This window comes from Providencia sp. Je.9.19, from assembly GCF_051129765.1.
Classification (GTDB): domain Bacteria; phylum Pseudomonadota; class Gammaproteobacteria; order Enterobacterales; family Enterobacteriaceae; genus Providencia.
The window spans coordinates 110243-125351 of the sequence record NZ_JBCPSS010000004.1; the positions used below are offsets into that span (position 1 = coordinate 110243).

The following is a 15109-nucleotide window of genomic DNA, read 5'->3' on the forward strand; positions in this document are numbered from 1 at the left end:
AATAGAAAAATGAAGCATATTCATCTCTCTATTCATAATAATTACAAATATAAAATGATGCCCCAATTACCCAAGCCCAGTCTCAACCATATATAATTGCCTAAAACCATCAACGTCACGCATAAAAGCAATTAAACGGTCATTAGGGGAAAATACTATCGCATCAGCGACAGGTGCTAGCTCTGTTCGCGCTGTTAACACCTGTAATTCACCAGTACTGATCTGACAACGCACAACACAATTATCATAAACAAAACAAATATACTCACCTCTACTATCCCAATTAAAAGCCGATTGTATGGATAATGCCCCATATGTAATTTGAAAAAGTTCACCCGTGATTGTACAAACTAACCACAACTGGACGATTTCATTATCATCAAGCATTAAGCAAGCAATAAACTTTCCATCTGGTGATGACCTAAGCCAATGCCTCGGCTGTTTAGCTAACCCTGGATATGTTCTTTTATGTGTAAAAGTCAGCCGCCTTTGATAAACATTTTTAGGGGGCGACGGCAAACTAAACTCAGTTCCCTGAATTGGCTGATCCCCTGCTATTTTAAAATTTTCAGCATCATTAGGAAGGTCAACAATATAAATTTCAGGGATAACATCACCATTATTCGCATGGGTATCACCCATAAACGCTAAAGCCCTTTCCTGCCACTGCCCAGAAGCGTTTAAATAGCCATGCTGCCCTATCCACCCTTCTTCATAGGCTCGGCTAATTTCATTACTATCTGGTTTAGGCATCTGTGTTGTGACACTCACTACACTGCAAAAATAATCGCCGCTGTATTCTCTTGCATGTCGTTTGGGCTCGACACTCACCCTACCGGCAGGCACTGCCACAGCGACATTGCGTTGGTCATACTGCACGCCAAGCTCATGCATAACATGGTCATTATAGGTAAAACTCAACCATTTTCCGTCAGGGCTAAACACATGTACATGAGTCCCCCCTCTCAGGGCGCCTACAATATAGGGAGGCGTGATACACATAGCATCAATACCATGAGTCACATTAAGCTCGCCATCATTAACATATACCCCCCTTCTATGATGAAAATCATATTGCCAGTGCTCATCAGGGTGTTCAGGACCATGAATAAATGCATATCGCGGTGGGTTTTCAGCACTGACCGTCACCACGCCAACATGTGAACCATACTTTGCACGATAAATTTCGACTTGCTGCTTTGTCTTCACATGAATTTTTTCTATTGATAACCCCGTAAATGAACTGCCACTAGGGCGAACATCATACGCTAACCACTGACTATCAGGCGTCCAAACATTAATGTTAGTAAGTTGATGACTTCTTTTGTCATCGGTTATACGTGTTTCTTTATAAGGTAATTGACTATTCAATCTGTTATCCTTTAACATCATTTAACACAGACTATCGGATTACTTTAACTAATCTGTCATGCGAGATACTAGAAAATCTCAGTCGAGAATTTACGCAAGGCATATTACCCTTTAGCAATAACTTTAGTATTGAATAAAACCATTATGTTATTAAGTGTTCTCTATATAATAGGTATTACCGCAGAAGCCATGACCGGTGCTCTTGCCGCGGGTCGTCGCAAAATGGATGTCTTCGGTGTCATTATTATCGCCTCAGCAACCGCTATTGGCGGTGGCTCTGTACGTGACATTCTTCTTGGTCACTATCCTTTGGGTTGGGTTAAACACCCTGAGTATATCCTCACTGTAGCAGGCGCTGCTGTCGTCACTATGTGGATAGCGCCGATGATGAAGCATTTACGACGACTCTTTCTTATCCTTGATGCAATTGGCTTAATTGTTTTTTCTATTCTTGGTGCTCAAATAGCACTAGATATGAATTATAGCCCTATTATTGCAGCAATTGCGGCGGTAATAACGGGTGTATTTGGCGGCGTACTCAGAGATATGCTGTGTAATACTATTCCGCTTGTTTTCCAAAAAGAAGTCTATGCTGGCGTTTCATTTGCTGCGGCATGGATTTATATTGGATTACTTTATACCCCTCTCCCACAAGATATTGTGGTGATTATTACATTAGTGACAGGTTTGAGTGCTAGGTTAATCGCAATACGTTACCGCTTAGGATTACCTATTTTCAATTACGAAAATCAAGATTAAACCTAAAAAAACATACATAATCCATCACTATAAGCCATTAATTCATTATATAATTAATGGCTTGTTTGTTTTACTTCTTGCAGTATCTTCAATAGTTTTTGTATCTCAGGCTCTCCTAACCACTGGTTTAGTTTTTTCTTTTGGTTCTTAGATACATTTATATCTTTTAAAAAAGTAGAATTAAAAATCATATCTAAACTTTTTATTTTCATAATTTGTTGTTGCTTCAATGGAATGCCAAAGCCTTTTAACCATAGACCTAATGGTTGCGACATGGCGACTTGCAATTGATTGATAAATTGAGCTGTTTTTCTCGTATTTGGTAACTGTTGCTGCCAATGAGGAGATAACCAAGTTGTAAGCTGCGTGATGCCATAATTTTCAACCCATAACCGCCAAGTTGCCTCACTCACCCCTTTAATTTTAATTTGCTTGCCAAGCCACGTTAACCTTGCAGTAAACTGCTGAAAACAATCAGGCGAATACCTCAAACAACTTAAAAAATGAAACTGTTCAAGTTTGGTAGTATCAGGATATTGACGCTTTTTTAAACGCCAAACAACATTCTCAATTTTAGGTGCACCATGACCCGCTAAAGAAACTTGCACCTGATCGCCAACCAATAAATCCTTCTTCTTCCATGTATTTAGAGATCCCACATTTACTTTACGCACTATTTTACTGTCTATTTCGATAGGTTCTATGATTGAAACTACACTAACAAGTCCCGTTCGTCCGACACGAAACTGCAAGTCTTTAATTTCTGAAACAACACTCTGCAATGGATATTTCCATGCGATCGCCCAACTATTTTGACTTGGCTGCCATGCAGTAATTTTTGGTGGGGGAAAGCTTTTTAATACAATACCATCTGTTGCAAAAGGCATTTGGCTACGATAGTAATGCTCACGCCATTGTTTTACTTGCGCTATGTTCTCAATTTTATGGCTATATTTTTCCGCCGATGCAAAACCTAATTCAGTTAGTCGCCCAAGTTGTATTTCATATTTTGGATGCCCTTCTGGCCAAGCCCATATAAATATATCGATATCATTTTCTATTTGAATAGGTGAAATTTTTCGCATTAGCCAACCTGCAATCTTGTTTCTTGCATTCATTCCCCCATACTTTTCTTGTACATGATTAGCCAGCTTCCAATAAATTTCTCCTTGTAAGACTAATAATGGTTCCTGCGTAGTAATTTTTTTCGGGATAGCTGGAATAAAATTCGCTTTCTCACGCCAATTTAGCCCTTCAATACCATTTCCTCGGCTAATAACAGAAACAAGTCGCCCTCTTTCATACACTAAACTAACGGCAACACCGTCAATTTTCGGTTGTAACCAAATCTCGTTACGAGAACTTATCCAAGTATTTATCTCAGTTTCATTAAGCTTTTTTAAACCAGTATGAGGAATAGGATGCTTAATCAAATCAGATTGTTGCGAGATATTCACTTCAGAGAGAACATCTGATAAATTTTGGCAACGTTGCCGACGCTGCCACTTATCAAAAAGTTGATCATAAATTTCATCGTTCACCGGACTATTCCCCGCTAAACGATACGCTTCATTCCACTGTTGTAATTGTTCACCCAATTTATAATTTTCTTTAGCGAATAGAGTCATATTTCGCGTATGGCAATCACTATTAATTTCTTTTGATTCAACTTTTGAGGCTTGAGCCAATTTAATTCCACTACCGAATGTGATTATCAATACGCTTATATAATAAATTACAATTAAAATACGTTTCCTTGTGGCACAAGCCATAACTATTCCTTGTTATCATTTATTGCCCTAAAAATTTATCCTCGGCCTTAATCATGAAGTGCTTTTTCGTTACCATCCGCTATAAATACAACGAATTGCAAAACGCTTCGCAAAACAAATGTTAATTTCATGGGAATAAAATTAATTTTTGGAACCTGTTCACAATTCGGCTATGAATTAAATTTTATTTTCAGCTATCCATGATTTATTGATAACGCTGCATGTTAGGTTAAGTACGTGTATACTATGTGAGGTTTATCACTATCTTTTATGTTTAACCCTCGATTATTCAAGAAACCATCATGATACAAGGCACGTTATATATAATTTCCGCCCCTAGCGGTGCAGGTAAATCAAGTCTGATCCAGGCTCTGTTGAAGACGCAACCATTGTATGACACTCAAGTTTCTGTTTCTCATACAACAAGAGCAGCGCGCCCAGGAGAAGTTCATGGTGAGCACTACTTTTTTGTTTCTGAAGCTGATTTCATACAGATGGCCGAAAATAATGAGTTTTTAGAACACGCTTGTGTTTTTGGAAACTACTATGGAACATCTAAACCTATCATTGAAGATGTACTCAAAAGTGGTGTTGATGTTTTTCTTGATATTGATTGGCAGGGAGCGCAACAAATTCGGGATAAAATGCCCGCAGCGCGTAGTATTTTTATACTCCCTCCGTCAAAAGATGAGCTTTATCGTCGACTTCGTGGCCGAGGCCAAGATAGTGATGAAGTCATTGAAAAACGTATGTCGCAAGCTGTTGGTGAAATTGAACATTATAATGAGTATGATTACCTCATTGTTAATGATGATTTCAATACGGCATTAAGCGATCTACAATCAATTATACGTACTGAGCGTTTAAAATTGGAGCGTCAAATTCAGAGACATGATGCTTTAATCAGCAAATTACTAGCAGACTGAGAATAGTTTCAGTATCATATCAGGTCATTTTTTATTTCTTTGGAGTAGCACACTTATGGCACGCGTAACTGTTCAAGATGCAGTAGAGAAAATTGGTAACCGTTTTGACCTCGTATTGGTCGCAGCACGTAGAGCTCGTCAGTTACAAACTGGTGGTAAAGACGCTCTCGTTCCTGAAGAAAATGATAAATATACGGTTATCGCGCTACGTGAAATAGAAGAAGGTTTAATTAACGGTCACATTTTAGATGTCCGTGAGCGTCAAGAGCAGCAAGAGCAAGAAGCGGCTGAAATGCAGGCAGTATCTGCTATCGCTGAAGGTCGTCGCTAATCACTAAGGTGGGTCTGCCTTGTATCTGTTTGAAAGCCTTAATCTAGTCATTCAAAAATATCTTCCTAAAGAGCAGATTGAATTACTGAGAAAAGCCTATGTCGTTGCACGGGATGCCCATGAAGGACAAACCCGTTCAAGTGGTGAGCCTTATATTACTCACCCAGTTGCTGTTGCTTGTATTTTAGCTGAAATGCGCTTGGATCATGAGACATTAATGGCCGCGCTACTTCATGATGTGATTGAAGATACTCCAGCGACATTTCAGGATATAGAGCAATTGTTTGGAACTACCGTCGCCGGTCTTGTCGAAGGCGTATCCAAACTTGATAAATTAAATTTTCGCGACAAAAAAGAAGCTCAAGCAGAAAACTTCCGCAAAATGATCATGGCGATGGTAAAAGACATCCGGGTTATTTTGATAAAACTGGCAGACCGCACTCACAATATGCGCACGCTTGGCTCATTAAGGCCAGATAAGCGTCGACGTATTGCGCGTGAAACATTAGAGATTTATAGCCCCCTAGCACACAGACTAGGTATACACCATATTAAAACTGAGTTAGAAGAGCTCGGTTTTGAAGCTCTGTATCCAAACCGCTATCGTGTTATCAAAGAAGTTGTCAAAGCAGCTCGTGGTAACCGTAAAGAGATGATCCAAAAAATCCTCTCTGAAATTGACGGTCGATTAACAGAGGCTGGTGTACCGTGCCGAGTCAGTGGGCGCGAAAAGCATCTTTACTCTATTTATCGTAAAATGCATCAAAAAGAGCAGCGATTCCATTCCATCATGGATATCTATGCTTTTAGAGTGATTGTTAAAGATGTCGATACTTGCTATCGCGTTCTAGGCCAAATGCACAGCCTGTATAAACCTCGTCCAGGACGTATTAAAGACTATATTGCGATACCCAAAGCAAATGGCTATCAATCTTTGCATACCTCATTAATTGGGCCACACGGCGTACCTGTTGAAGTTCAAATCCGTACTGAAGATATGGATCAAATGGCTGAAATGGGAGTAGCTGCACACTGGGCCTATAAAGAACAAGGCGAACAAGGCACAACTGCACAAGTTAGAGCTCAACGCTGGATGCAAAGCTTACTTGAGCTCCAACAAAGCGCAGGAAGCTCTTTTGAATTTATTGAGAGTGTGAAATCAGACTTATTCCCTGATGAAATTTATGTGTTCACACCAGAAGGTCGTATTGTTGAATTACCCACTGGCGCAACACCCGTTGACTTTGCCTATGCGGTACATACCGATATTGGCCATGCCTGTGTTGGTGCCCGCGTTGACCGTCAACCTTATCCACTGTCTCAATCGCTGACGAGTGGTCAAACGGTTGAAATTATCACCGCGCCGGGCGCAAGACCGAATGCAGCTTGGCTCAACTTTGTGGTCAGTTCTAAAGCTCGCGCCAAAATACGTCAATTACTGAAAAATTTAAAACGAGAAGACTCGGTTAATTTAGGTCGTCGGTTATTAAACCACGCACTCGGTGCTGGAAATAAATTAAGTGATGTACCGCAAGCCAATATTGATGCTGAATTGGCTCGCATGAAACTGCATTCTATCGATGATTTATTGGCTGAAATTGGTTTAGGTAATGCCATGAGTGTGGTGGTTGCACGTAACTTACAGAACAACCCGCAAACCACTCCTGACGACCAAATCATCGTCGAAAGTCGTAATAAATTATCGATCAAAGGTGCTGATGGTGTCTTGATTACATTCGCAAAATGTTGTCGCCCTATTCCTGGGGACCCAATCATCGCCCATATCAGCCCTGGTAAAGGGTTAGTTATTCACCATGAATCATGCCGTAATATTCGAGGCTACCAAAAAGAGCCCGATAAATTTATGGCGGTAGAATGGGATAACGAAACTGACACAGATTTCATTGCAGAAATCAAAGTCGACATGATTAACCATCAAGGTGCACTTGCTAACTTGACCGCAGCTATTAATGATGCGAACTCAAGCATTCAAAGCATGAATACCGAAGAAAAAGATGGCCGTGTCTATTGCGCCTTTATCCGTCTGACCACGAAGAATCGTGTCCAATTGGCCAATGTTATGCGCAAAATACGTATTATGCCTGATGTTCTGCGAGTCAGTCGAAATCGTAACTAACGATATATTAATTAACAAGATACTCTAATTAACTATGAATGAACGCCGCTATCGCCGCATTTGCCAAATGATGGCGATGCGGCAGCCCGACCTAACCATTTGCCTTGAAGAAATTCATAAGCCTCATAACGTTTCTGCCATTGTTCGCAGTGCAGACGCTGTAGGTATACATCAAATCCATGGGATTTGGCCTGATCAACACGTCAAACTATCTGTCTCTTCCGCCGCTGGTAGTAATAGCTGGGTAAAAGTCATCTCTCACCAATCTACCGAAGAAGCTATTTTCTCAATAAAATCACAGAATATGCAGGTTTTAGCGACAAATCTATCCGATCACGCCGTAGATTTTCGTGAAATTGATTATACCCGCCCAACCTGTATTATGATGGGACAAGAAAAAAAAGGCATTTCGCCTAGAGCCTTAGCTCTTGCAGATCAACACATCATTATTCCAATGGCTGGGATGGTGCAGTCTCTTAATGTTTCTGTCGCCTCTGCACTTATTTTATATGAAGCGCAGCGCCAACGTCAGCTCGCAGGAATGTATGAAAGAGAACATAGTTTATTATCTGAAGAAGAACAGCAAGAATGCTTGTTTGAAGGTGGCTATCCTGTCTTAGCTGAGGTCTCTAAGCGTAAAGGACTTGCTCGCCCTTACATTAATAATATAGGGCAAATTGAAGCCGACGATGAATGGTGGGCGCAAATGCAACAACGAAATAAAAAATCAAACTACAAAGAATAAGATTCATTAATTACCCAAAACCTATGACTCGGAAAAACTGAATTCCGCCGTAACTTGAAGCATTGCGAGTATAAGATTAAGGACGAAACCATGAATAGTGGGCTACTTGATACCATTTCACTGACCTCCTTACATGGCGTTGGTGCCAGCCAGTCAGAAAAAATGAGTAAGATAGGTTTGAACACTGTTCAAGATCTGCTATTACATTTTCCTCTTCGCTATGAAGACCATACCCGCCTTTATCAAATTCGCGATCTTCTTCCTGGTACGACGGCAACAGTGACAGGCGAAGTTTTACAAACCAAAGTACTGTTTGGTCGTAAAAAAATGATGACTTGTCTCATCAGTGATGGAACCGGAAATTTGACGTTACGCTTCTTTAATTTTTCTGCTGCAATGAAAAATAATTTAGCTGAAGGGCGCAGCGTGACCGCCTACGGTGAAGTCCGCCGAGGCATGCAAGGGCCTGAAATTATTCATCCCGAATATAAAGTATCTCAAGATACCGATAATATTACCCTTCAGGAAAATTTGACGCCAGTTTACCCCACCACTGAAGGTGTTCGTCAAATAACACTGAGAAAAGTAATGGATCAAGCACTCGGGATGCTTGAAAGCGGAAATATTAAAGAACTTCTACCGGATGAACTTAGTCGTGGTTTAATCAGCTTACCTGATGCGATTCGTTTACTACACAACCCACCGCCAGATGTTGAGTTAAGTGAACTTGAAAAAGGCCATCATCCTGCACAAAAACGGCTCATACTCGAAGAATTGTTAGCTCACCATTTGAGTATGTTAGCGATCCGAGCAGGCAATGAACGCCTTTATGCCAAATCATTAACACCAACTGGAAAATTAAAATCCCAATTATTAGCACAGTTACCATTTTCACCAACGAATGCCCAAAATCGGGTTGTCGCTGAAATTGAACAGGACTTAATGAAAGATGCCCCCATGATGCGATTAATTCAAGGGGATGTTGGATCAGGAAAAACCCTTGTTGCAGCGCTAGCTGCCATTTGTGCGATTGAAAATGGTCAACAAGTTGCGTTAATGGCCCCCACCGAGATACTCGCTGAACAACACGTCAATACCTTCAAACAATGGCTTGAACCCATGGGTCTCCAAGTTGGTTGGCTTGCTGGTAAACAAAAAGGTAAAGCACGCCAGCAGCAGCAGGAAGCCATTGCCAATGGCGAAGTTGCGATGGTGGTCGGTACACATGCCATATTTCAAGAACAAATCAAATTTAAATCATTAGGATTGATTGTTATTGATGAACAACACCGCTTTGGAGTACATCAGCGCCTCGCTCTGCGAGAGAAGGGCGAACAACAAGGCTTTCATCCACATCAATTGATTATGACCGCTACGCCAATCCCACGCACGTTAGCGATGACGGCTTATGCAGACTTAGACACCTCCGTTATTGATGAACTTCCTCCGGGTCGAACACCGGTCACTACTGTCGCTATTCCAGATACAAGACGAAACGATATTATTGAACGCGTCAGACAAGCCTGTATTGACGAAGGGCGACAAGCTTATTGGGTCTGTACTCTAATTGATGAGTCCGAGTTATTAGAAGCGCAGGCAGCACAAGTTACCAGTGAAGAACTGGCTTTAGCATTACCCGAGCTAAAAGTTGGATTAGTTCATGGCAGAATGAAATCATCAGAAAAACAAAGTGTTATGGCTGCTTTTAAAAATAATGAAATTCAACTTTTGGTCGCAACTACTGTTATTGAAGTCGGTGTTGACGTCCCTAACGCAAGTTTGATGATTATTGATAATCCTGAGCGCCTTGGGCTGGCACAATTACATCAATTAAGAGGCCGAGTCGGGCGTGGGGCTATCGCCTCGCACTGTGTATTGCTCTATAAGACACCAATGACACATACCGCCAAACAACGCTTACAAGTCTTACGTGATAGTAATGATGGCTTTGTCATTGCCCAAAAAGATCTTGAAATCCGAGGCCCTGGTGAATTACTCGGCACCAGACAAACAGGTAATGCAGATTTTAAAGTTGCTGACCTACTTCGTGACCAATATATGTTGCCAGAAGTACAACGGATTGCTCGACATATCCAACAACATTACCCTGACAATGCCCAACAAATTATCGAGAGATGGCTCCCTGAGCGAGAGCAATACAGCCACGCTTAAATACTCCCCATACTTAAATAACGCCTTAAAATGAAAATTGCCGTGAACAATGTCACGGCAATACCTGCTATATATTATTGTTTTTAAAAAATGTTACCCACCGATCGTTGGAAAAATAGGTAACCATAGGTAAAGTTTGATCACGAGTGCATTCACAATATCAATAAAGAATGCACCGACCATTGGCACCACTAAGAATGCCAAATGAGATGGTCCAAACTTATCGGTTACCGCTTGCATATTAGCAATCGCGGTCGGAGTCGCCCCTAAACCAAAACCACAATGCCCAGCCGCTAAAATGGCAGCATCATAATTTTTGCCCATAACACGGAAGGTCACAAAAATCGCGTAACCTGCCATCACACAAGCTTGTACCGCAAGGATAATAATCATTGGAATGGCTAAAGACGCCAATTCCCATAACTTCAAGCTCATCAATGCCATAGCAAGGAATAATGAAAGGCTGACGTTTCCAAGAACAGAGACGGCTCTATCGAAAACACGATAAAAACCCAGTAAAGACAAACTATTACTTAAAATGACACCGACAAAAAGCACGCAGACAAATTTAGGTAAAGCAAACGCGGTTCCTGCTAAAAGCTCTGAAATATAGCTCCCAGCCAACAAACAAATAGCGATCAAAGCAATGGTTTCAATTAATACCATTGATGAAATCATACGACCAGATTGGGGTTTTTCAAATGCCGTTGGTACATCTTGCTCATCTGATGCAGTGCCTGGCGTTGGGATATTGCGAATTAAGAAACGTGCAACAGGCCCACCGATTAAGCCACCTAAAACTAGACCAAATGTTGCACAAGCCATAGCAACTTCAGTTGCACTTTTAAAACCATAATCTTCAACGAAGATTTTACCCCAAGCAGCACCTGTACCATGCCCACCTGATAAAGTTACTGATCCGGCTAACAGCCCCATGAGTGGATCTAAACCCAATAATTTTGCGAGTGCGATACCGACAGTATTTTGCACTAGCAACAGGCCTACAACGACAAAGATAAAAATAAATAACGCTTTGCCACCAGCTTTTAAACTGGCTAAATTCGCATTCAAACCAATTGTAGCAAAGAATGCTAGCATCATGGGTTCTTGCAGTGATAAGTCAAAAGAAAGGCTCCAATCAAAAAGTTGCTTAATAAGTAAAAGACTAAAAGCAACTAACAATCCCCCCGCAACGGGTTCAGGAATTGTGTACTTCTCAAGAAAGGGAACCGATTTTACAAGTTTACGTCCAAGCAATAACACTAGCGTAGCTGCTACCAGAGTACCGTAGACATCAAGATGATACATGTACGTACCTCGTCTGTTGTTAATATTATATAAAACTAAATAAGACGTTAATTTCTTCCTTAAAACGCCAAAGCAGGTGATAGGATTAGAAAAAAAATCTACACTAAACACAAGTTAAAACATATAAAAATGTGATGTTATCAATTTAAAAAATAAAAAAAATATTTTACGCAAACGATTGCTTTTTGGGCTAGTCCATTTACAATGCGTTTTTTGGCGGCAGGAAATAAAATAATGAACACAACAGCGTCTGAAAAACAGAACGTTGAAACAACGGCACAACCACAAAGTGAATTGATTTATCGGCTTGAAGATAGGCCACCGCTACCTCAAGCGCTATTTGCTGCTGGGCAACATCTTCTTGCAATGTTCGTTGCCGTTATTACACCTGCAATGCTAATTTGCCAGTCGTTAGGACTACCAGCTCACGATACTCAGCGCATAATCAGTATGTCGTTATTTGCATCGGGTATAGCATCTTTAATACAAATTAGAGCATGGGGGCCTATTGGCTCTGGCTTACTTTCGATTCAAGGCACGAGCTTTAACTTTGTTGCACCTTTGATTATGGGGGGTGTTGCACTTAAACAAGGCGGAGCAGATATTCCATCAATGATGGCTGCATTATTTGGCACACTACTTGTTGCCGCACTCGCTGAAGTTATTTTATCTCGCTTTCTACACTTAGCTCGCCGCGTCATTACGCCATTAGTTTCAGGCGTTGTCGTGATGATTATCGGTTTATCACTCATTCAAGTTGGTTTGACCTCTATTGGCGGCGGTTATGGCGCTATCAGCGACAATACCTTTGGCTCTCCTGACTACCTAATCCTTGCCGGCGTAGTACTCGCGGTCATTATCTTACTTAATCGACAAAAGAACCCCTATTTACGCGTTGCATCTCTCGTCATTGCGATGGCAGTGGGTTATCTCGTTGCTTGGTGGATGGATATGCTGCCGGCGGCTCAAGCTGCTGAGGCAAAACAATCAATTATCATTATTCCAGAGCCTTTCTATTATGGTTTGTCATTTGATTGGAATCTGCTTATCCCGCTGATTTTAATTTTTATGGTGACATCTTTAGAAACTATTGGTGATATTACCGCAACGTCGGACGTTTCTGAGCAGCCAGTTAGAGGCCCGTTATATATGAAACGTATCAAAGGCGGCGTTTTAGCCAATGGTTTGAATTCGATGGTATCGGCTGTTTTCAATACCTTTCCAAATTCTTGCTTCGGCCAAAATAATGGTGTCATTCAGCTAACTGGCGTTGCAAGTCGTTATGTCGGTTATATTGTCGCATCTATGCTGGTATTACTTGGTTTGTTTCCTGCGGTCGCAGGTTTTGTGCAACAAATTCCTGAACCCGTTCTAGGCGGTGCCACAATTGTGATGTTTGGCACCATTGCCGCTTCGGGTGTTCGAATTGTATCCCGTGAGCCACTTAACCGCCGTGCCATTATGATTATTGCGCTTTCTTTGGCCGTTGGAATGGGCGTTTCTCAGCAACCATTGATATTACAATTTGCGCCTGACTGGCTAAAAACACTGTTTTCATCAGGTATCGCTGCTGGCGGTCTTACTGCAATTGTTCTGAATTTAATCTTTCCCCTCGAAAAATAGTCCATCATTCTACCGCCAGAGTTGAATCTTCTGGCGGTTCTTCTGTATGCTATCCTTAATTGCTCGACATTTAACGGATAGCTACTTTAAGTAATAAGTAGCCAATAAAGCCAACGCTCCGACAACTTGAAGTATCACAGGTATAGATGATGAAATGGTTAACTAAGCTAATTACATACGCTCTTCTATTATTTTTACTGGTGATAGTCTTCGCCTATATAGGGCTGCAAACTCGCTGGGGTGCCTCCTATGCAAGTCAATTTTTAAGTAAATTTACTGATTATGATATCGAGGTCGGTATCATGGGCCATGAGTTTTCGAATGCGGGCGAATTTATTTTTCAAGATGTTAAATTAGAATCGCAAAATAAAGATTTATCATTAAATGCCCGCCAAATCGTCATTGATGTCAATTGGCGTAATATTTTTAACGGCACCGCAATTCGACGTTTAGTAATTACCCAAGGGGAAATTGCTGCAATTAGTGCTGAAAATTCGACAAAAATTCCATTATCCGCTGATATCCTGCAATTTGAAAATAGCCAGCTTCAATTAAAACAAGCAAATAAAACGATACAAGTATCTGGCTTCACGGGAGGAATCACCCCGTGGCATCCAACAATAAACCACCCTTTTGGTTACGGTGAATTTCGTTTTACGACTAACCAGATGAGCATTAATCAATTAGCGTTTAGAAATGTAGCAATTACCGGAAAGTTACAGGAAAAAGTCACTGAAATCAGCCAAGCGAGCGGCTACCTTAATAATGGCTATATTGCAGGTGAAGGAAAAGCCTTCACCGATGGTTCAATCAATATTGATCGTCTCGTCATGAATAAAGTGGGCTGGCAAAATGATCTCACTTTTAACAACCTATTTGATGCTATCAATAGTAATAATCCGCTACAGATTAAAAATCTTGAACTTACAAATATCGATATTCAAGGTAAAGATTGGGCGCTAGCAGGGCTCAGCACTGAAATAGATCAAATTAGTTTTGTTAGAGGAAGCTGGAGTAGCCCGAAAAGCAAGATTAGCTTCAATATGGATCAGTTGGTTATTAAAGAACAGCAGCTAGATACATTGATTGGTGAGCTTAATATCGATACTGATAATATCAATATTGAGAAACTATCAGGCTACTATAACAAAGGGGTATTTAACCTAAGTGGCACTTGGCAACGTAATGATAAAATACTCACCATCGCTGATGCTAAATTAGCCGGTATTTTATATACCTTACCAGAGGATTGGCTTGAGTTTTTCGCACAACCAGCCCCCTCTTGGCTTTCTGGCATATCCATCAAAAAATTTACACTATCACAATCATTACTTATGAATATCCAACCGCAATTTCCATTTGAGTTTACAGCGCTCGGTGCCAACATTGAAAACGTTGATCTGATTAAACAAAAACAATGGGGAATTTGGAGCGGTAAAGCGACATTCAATGCTGATAGCGGCACAATTAACCAAGTTCTGGTACGCCGCCCATTTATGGAAATCCGTCAAAGTGGAAAATCGTCTGCGGCGGCCAGCTTAACAGTGAGTACCGATAAGGGTATTAGCAAGCTTGGGTTATTAGTAAAACAAGAACCTAAAAAAATCCCATTTTTACTGCGTGCATCGGGAACAAACATTGATTTAGCTGACTTAAATCAATGGGGATGGCAAGGTTTCCCACCTCAGACTTTGGGTGATTTTGATGTCACATTACAAGGGGATTTACTTGCGACCTCACTGGCTAAAAGTACAAATGGTGAACTCATGGCAATCCCTTTGCAAGGTAAGCGCATGTATCGCACGGTTATTAAAGGTGAAGTGACTTCATCCGTTGAATCTGAAACCTCAGAGCCTTCGATGATACAACCAGAAGCATTATCGACATCACAGAGCCCTTTACCTACAGAGCTGCAAATACCATCATTAGTGGCACAATAGATTCATTACGTAATAATCCACTATA

The 15109-nt window shown here is 41.0% G+C and carries 11 protein-coding genes; 8 read left to right on the forward strand and 3 right to left on the reverse strand.

Annotated features, from left to right (window positions below):
- Window positions 1–66: 66 nt before the first annotated feature.
- Entirely contained in the window at window positions 67–1392 is a 1326-nt protein-coding gene (locus tag AAZR93_RS15175) for a DUF3748 domain-containing protein (protein WP_434720290.1), read from the reverse strand.
- 123 nt (window positions 1393–1515) lie between these two features.
- Here AAZR93_RS15175 and AAZR93_RS15180 point away from each other — a divergent pair, with 123 nt between their 5' ends.
- Entirely contained in the window at window positions 1516–2130 is a 615-nt protein-coding gene (locus tag AAZR93_RS15180) for a trimeric intracellular cation channel family protein (protein ID WP_294107143.1), read from the forward strand.
- Window positions 2131–2183: 53 nt separating this feature from the next.
- On the opposite strand, the gene ligB is transcribed toward AAZR93_RS15180, so the two are convergent.
- Window positions 2184–3902: an NAD-dependent DNA ligase LigB gene (gene ligB, locus AAZR93_RS15185; RefSeq protein ID WP_434720291.1), complete on the reverse strand. Its 1719-nt coding sequence runs from the start codon at window positions 3900–3902 to the stop codon at window positions 2184–2186.
- A 302-nt stretch (window positions 3903–4204) separates the two neighbouring features.
- Between ligB and gmk the strand changes: the two genes are divergently transcribed.
- The 5 genes from gmk to recG all read left to right on the forward strand — a co-directional run bounded on the left by gmk (window position 4205) and on the right by recG (window position 10213).
- The gene (gmk, locus tag AAZR93_RS15190) at window positions 4205–4828 is read left to right on the forward strand and encodes a guanylate kinase (RefSeq protein WP_336430733.1); all 624 of its coding nucleotides are present in this window, start codon (window positions 4205–4207) and stop codon (window positions 4826–4828) included.
- A gap of 55 nt (window positions 4829–4883) precedes the next feature.
- Entirely contained in the window at window positions 4884–5159 is a 276-nt protein-coding gene (gene rpoZ / locus AAZR93_RS15195) for a DNA-directed RNA polymerase subunit omega (protein ID WP_294107140.1), read from the forward strand.
- Window positions 5160–5178: 19 nt separating this feature from the next.
- Window positions 5179–7296, forward strand: coding sequence for a bifunctional GTP diphosphokinase/guanosine-3',5'-bis pyrophosphate 3'-pyrophosphohydrolase (spoT, locus tag AAZR93_RS15200; protein ID WP_434720292.1), 2118 nt, complete (start codon window positions 5179–5181; stop codon window positions 7294–7296).
- A gap of 34 nt (window positions 7297–7330) precedes the next feature.
- Window positions 7331–8041 (forward strand): tRNA (guanosine(18)-2'-O)-methyltransferase TrmH, encoded by a 711-nt coding sequence (gene trmH / locus AAZR93_RS15205; protein ID WP_434720293.1) that lies wholly within the window; start codon window positions 7331–7333, stop codon window positions 8039–8041.
- Window positions 8042–8131: 90 nt separating this feature from the next.
- A complete protein-coding gene (recG, locus tag AAZR93_RS15210; protein ID WP_434720294.1) occupies window positions 8132–10213 on the forward strand; it encodes an ATP-dependent DNA helicase RecG in 2082 nt (693 codons plus the stop codon).
- A gap of 93 nt (window positions 10214–10306) precedes the next feature.
- On the opposite strand, the gene gltS is transcribed toward recG, so the two are convergent.
- Window positions 10307–11521, reverse strand: a complete 1215-nt coding sequence (gltS, locus tag AAZR93_RS15215) for a sodium/glutamate symporter (RefSeq protein ID WP_294107136.1) — start codon at window positions 11519–11521, stop codon at window positions 10307–10309.
- A gap of 234 nt (window positions 11522–11755) precedes the next feature.
- On the opposite strand from gltS, the gene AAZR93_RS15220 reads away from it, so the two are divergent.
- Both AAZR93_RS15220 and AAZR93_RS15225 read left to right on the forward strand, forming a co-directional pair.
- Window positions 11756–13144 carry a uracil-xanthine permease family protein gene (locus AAZR93_RS15220; protein ID WP_294107135.1) on the forward strand — a complete coding sequence of 463 codons (1389 nt, stop codon included), beginning with the start codon at window positions 11756–11758 and terminating at the stop codon, window positions 13142–13144.
- A 149-nt stretch (window positions 13145–13293) separates the two neighbouring features.
- A complete protein-coding gene (locus AAZR93_RS15225) occupies window positions 13294–15084 on the forward strand; it encodes an AsmA family protein (protein ID WP_434720295.1) in 1791 nt (596 codons plus the stop codon).
- The last annotated feature ends 25 nt before the right edge of the window (window positions 15085–15109 follow it).

Coding starts and splice junctions, on each gene's coding strand:
- AAZR93_RS15175 (WP_434720290.1), bottom strand. CDS start 1,392: ATGATGTTAAAGGATAACAGATTGAATAGTCAATTACCTTATAAAGAA.
- AAZR93_RS15180 (WP_294107143.1), top strand. CDS start 1,516: ATGTTATTAAGTGTTCTCTATATAATAGGTATTACCGCAGAAGCCATG.
- ligB (WP_434720291.1), bottom strand. CDS start 3,902: ATGGCTTGTGCCACAAGGAAACGTATTTTAATTGTAATTTATTATATA.
- gmk (WP_336430733.1), top strand. CDS start 4,205: ATGATACAAGGCACGTTATATATAATTTCCGCCCCTAGCGGTGCAGGT.
- rpoZ (WP_294107140.1), top strand. CDS start 4,884: ATGGCACGCGTAACTGTTCAAGATGCAGTAGAGAAAATTGGTAACCGT.
- trmH (WP_434720293.1), top strand. CDS start 7,331: ATGAATGAACGCCGCTATCGCCGCATTTGCCAAATGATGGCGATGCGG.
- recG (WP_434720294.1), top strand. CDS start 8,132: ATGAATAGTGGGCTACTTGATACCATTTCACTGACCTCCTTACATGGC.
- gltS (WP_294107136.1), bottom strand. CDS start 11,521: ATGTATCATCTTGATGTCTACGGTACTCTGGTAGCAGCTACGCTAGTG.
- AAZR93_RS15220 (WP_294107135.1), top strand. CDS start 11,756: ATGAACACAACAGCGTCTGAAAAACAGAACGTTGAAACAACGGCACAA.
- AAZR93_RS15225 (WP_434720295.1), top strand. CDS start 13,294: ATGAAATGGTTAACTAAGCTAATTACATACGCTCTTCTATTATTTTTA.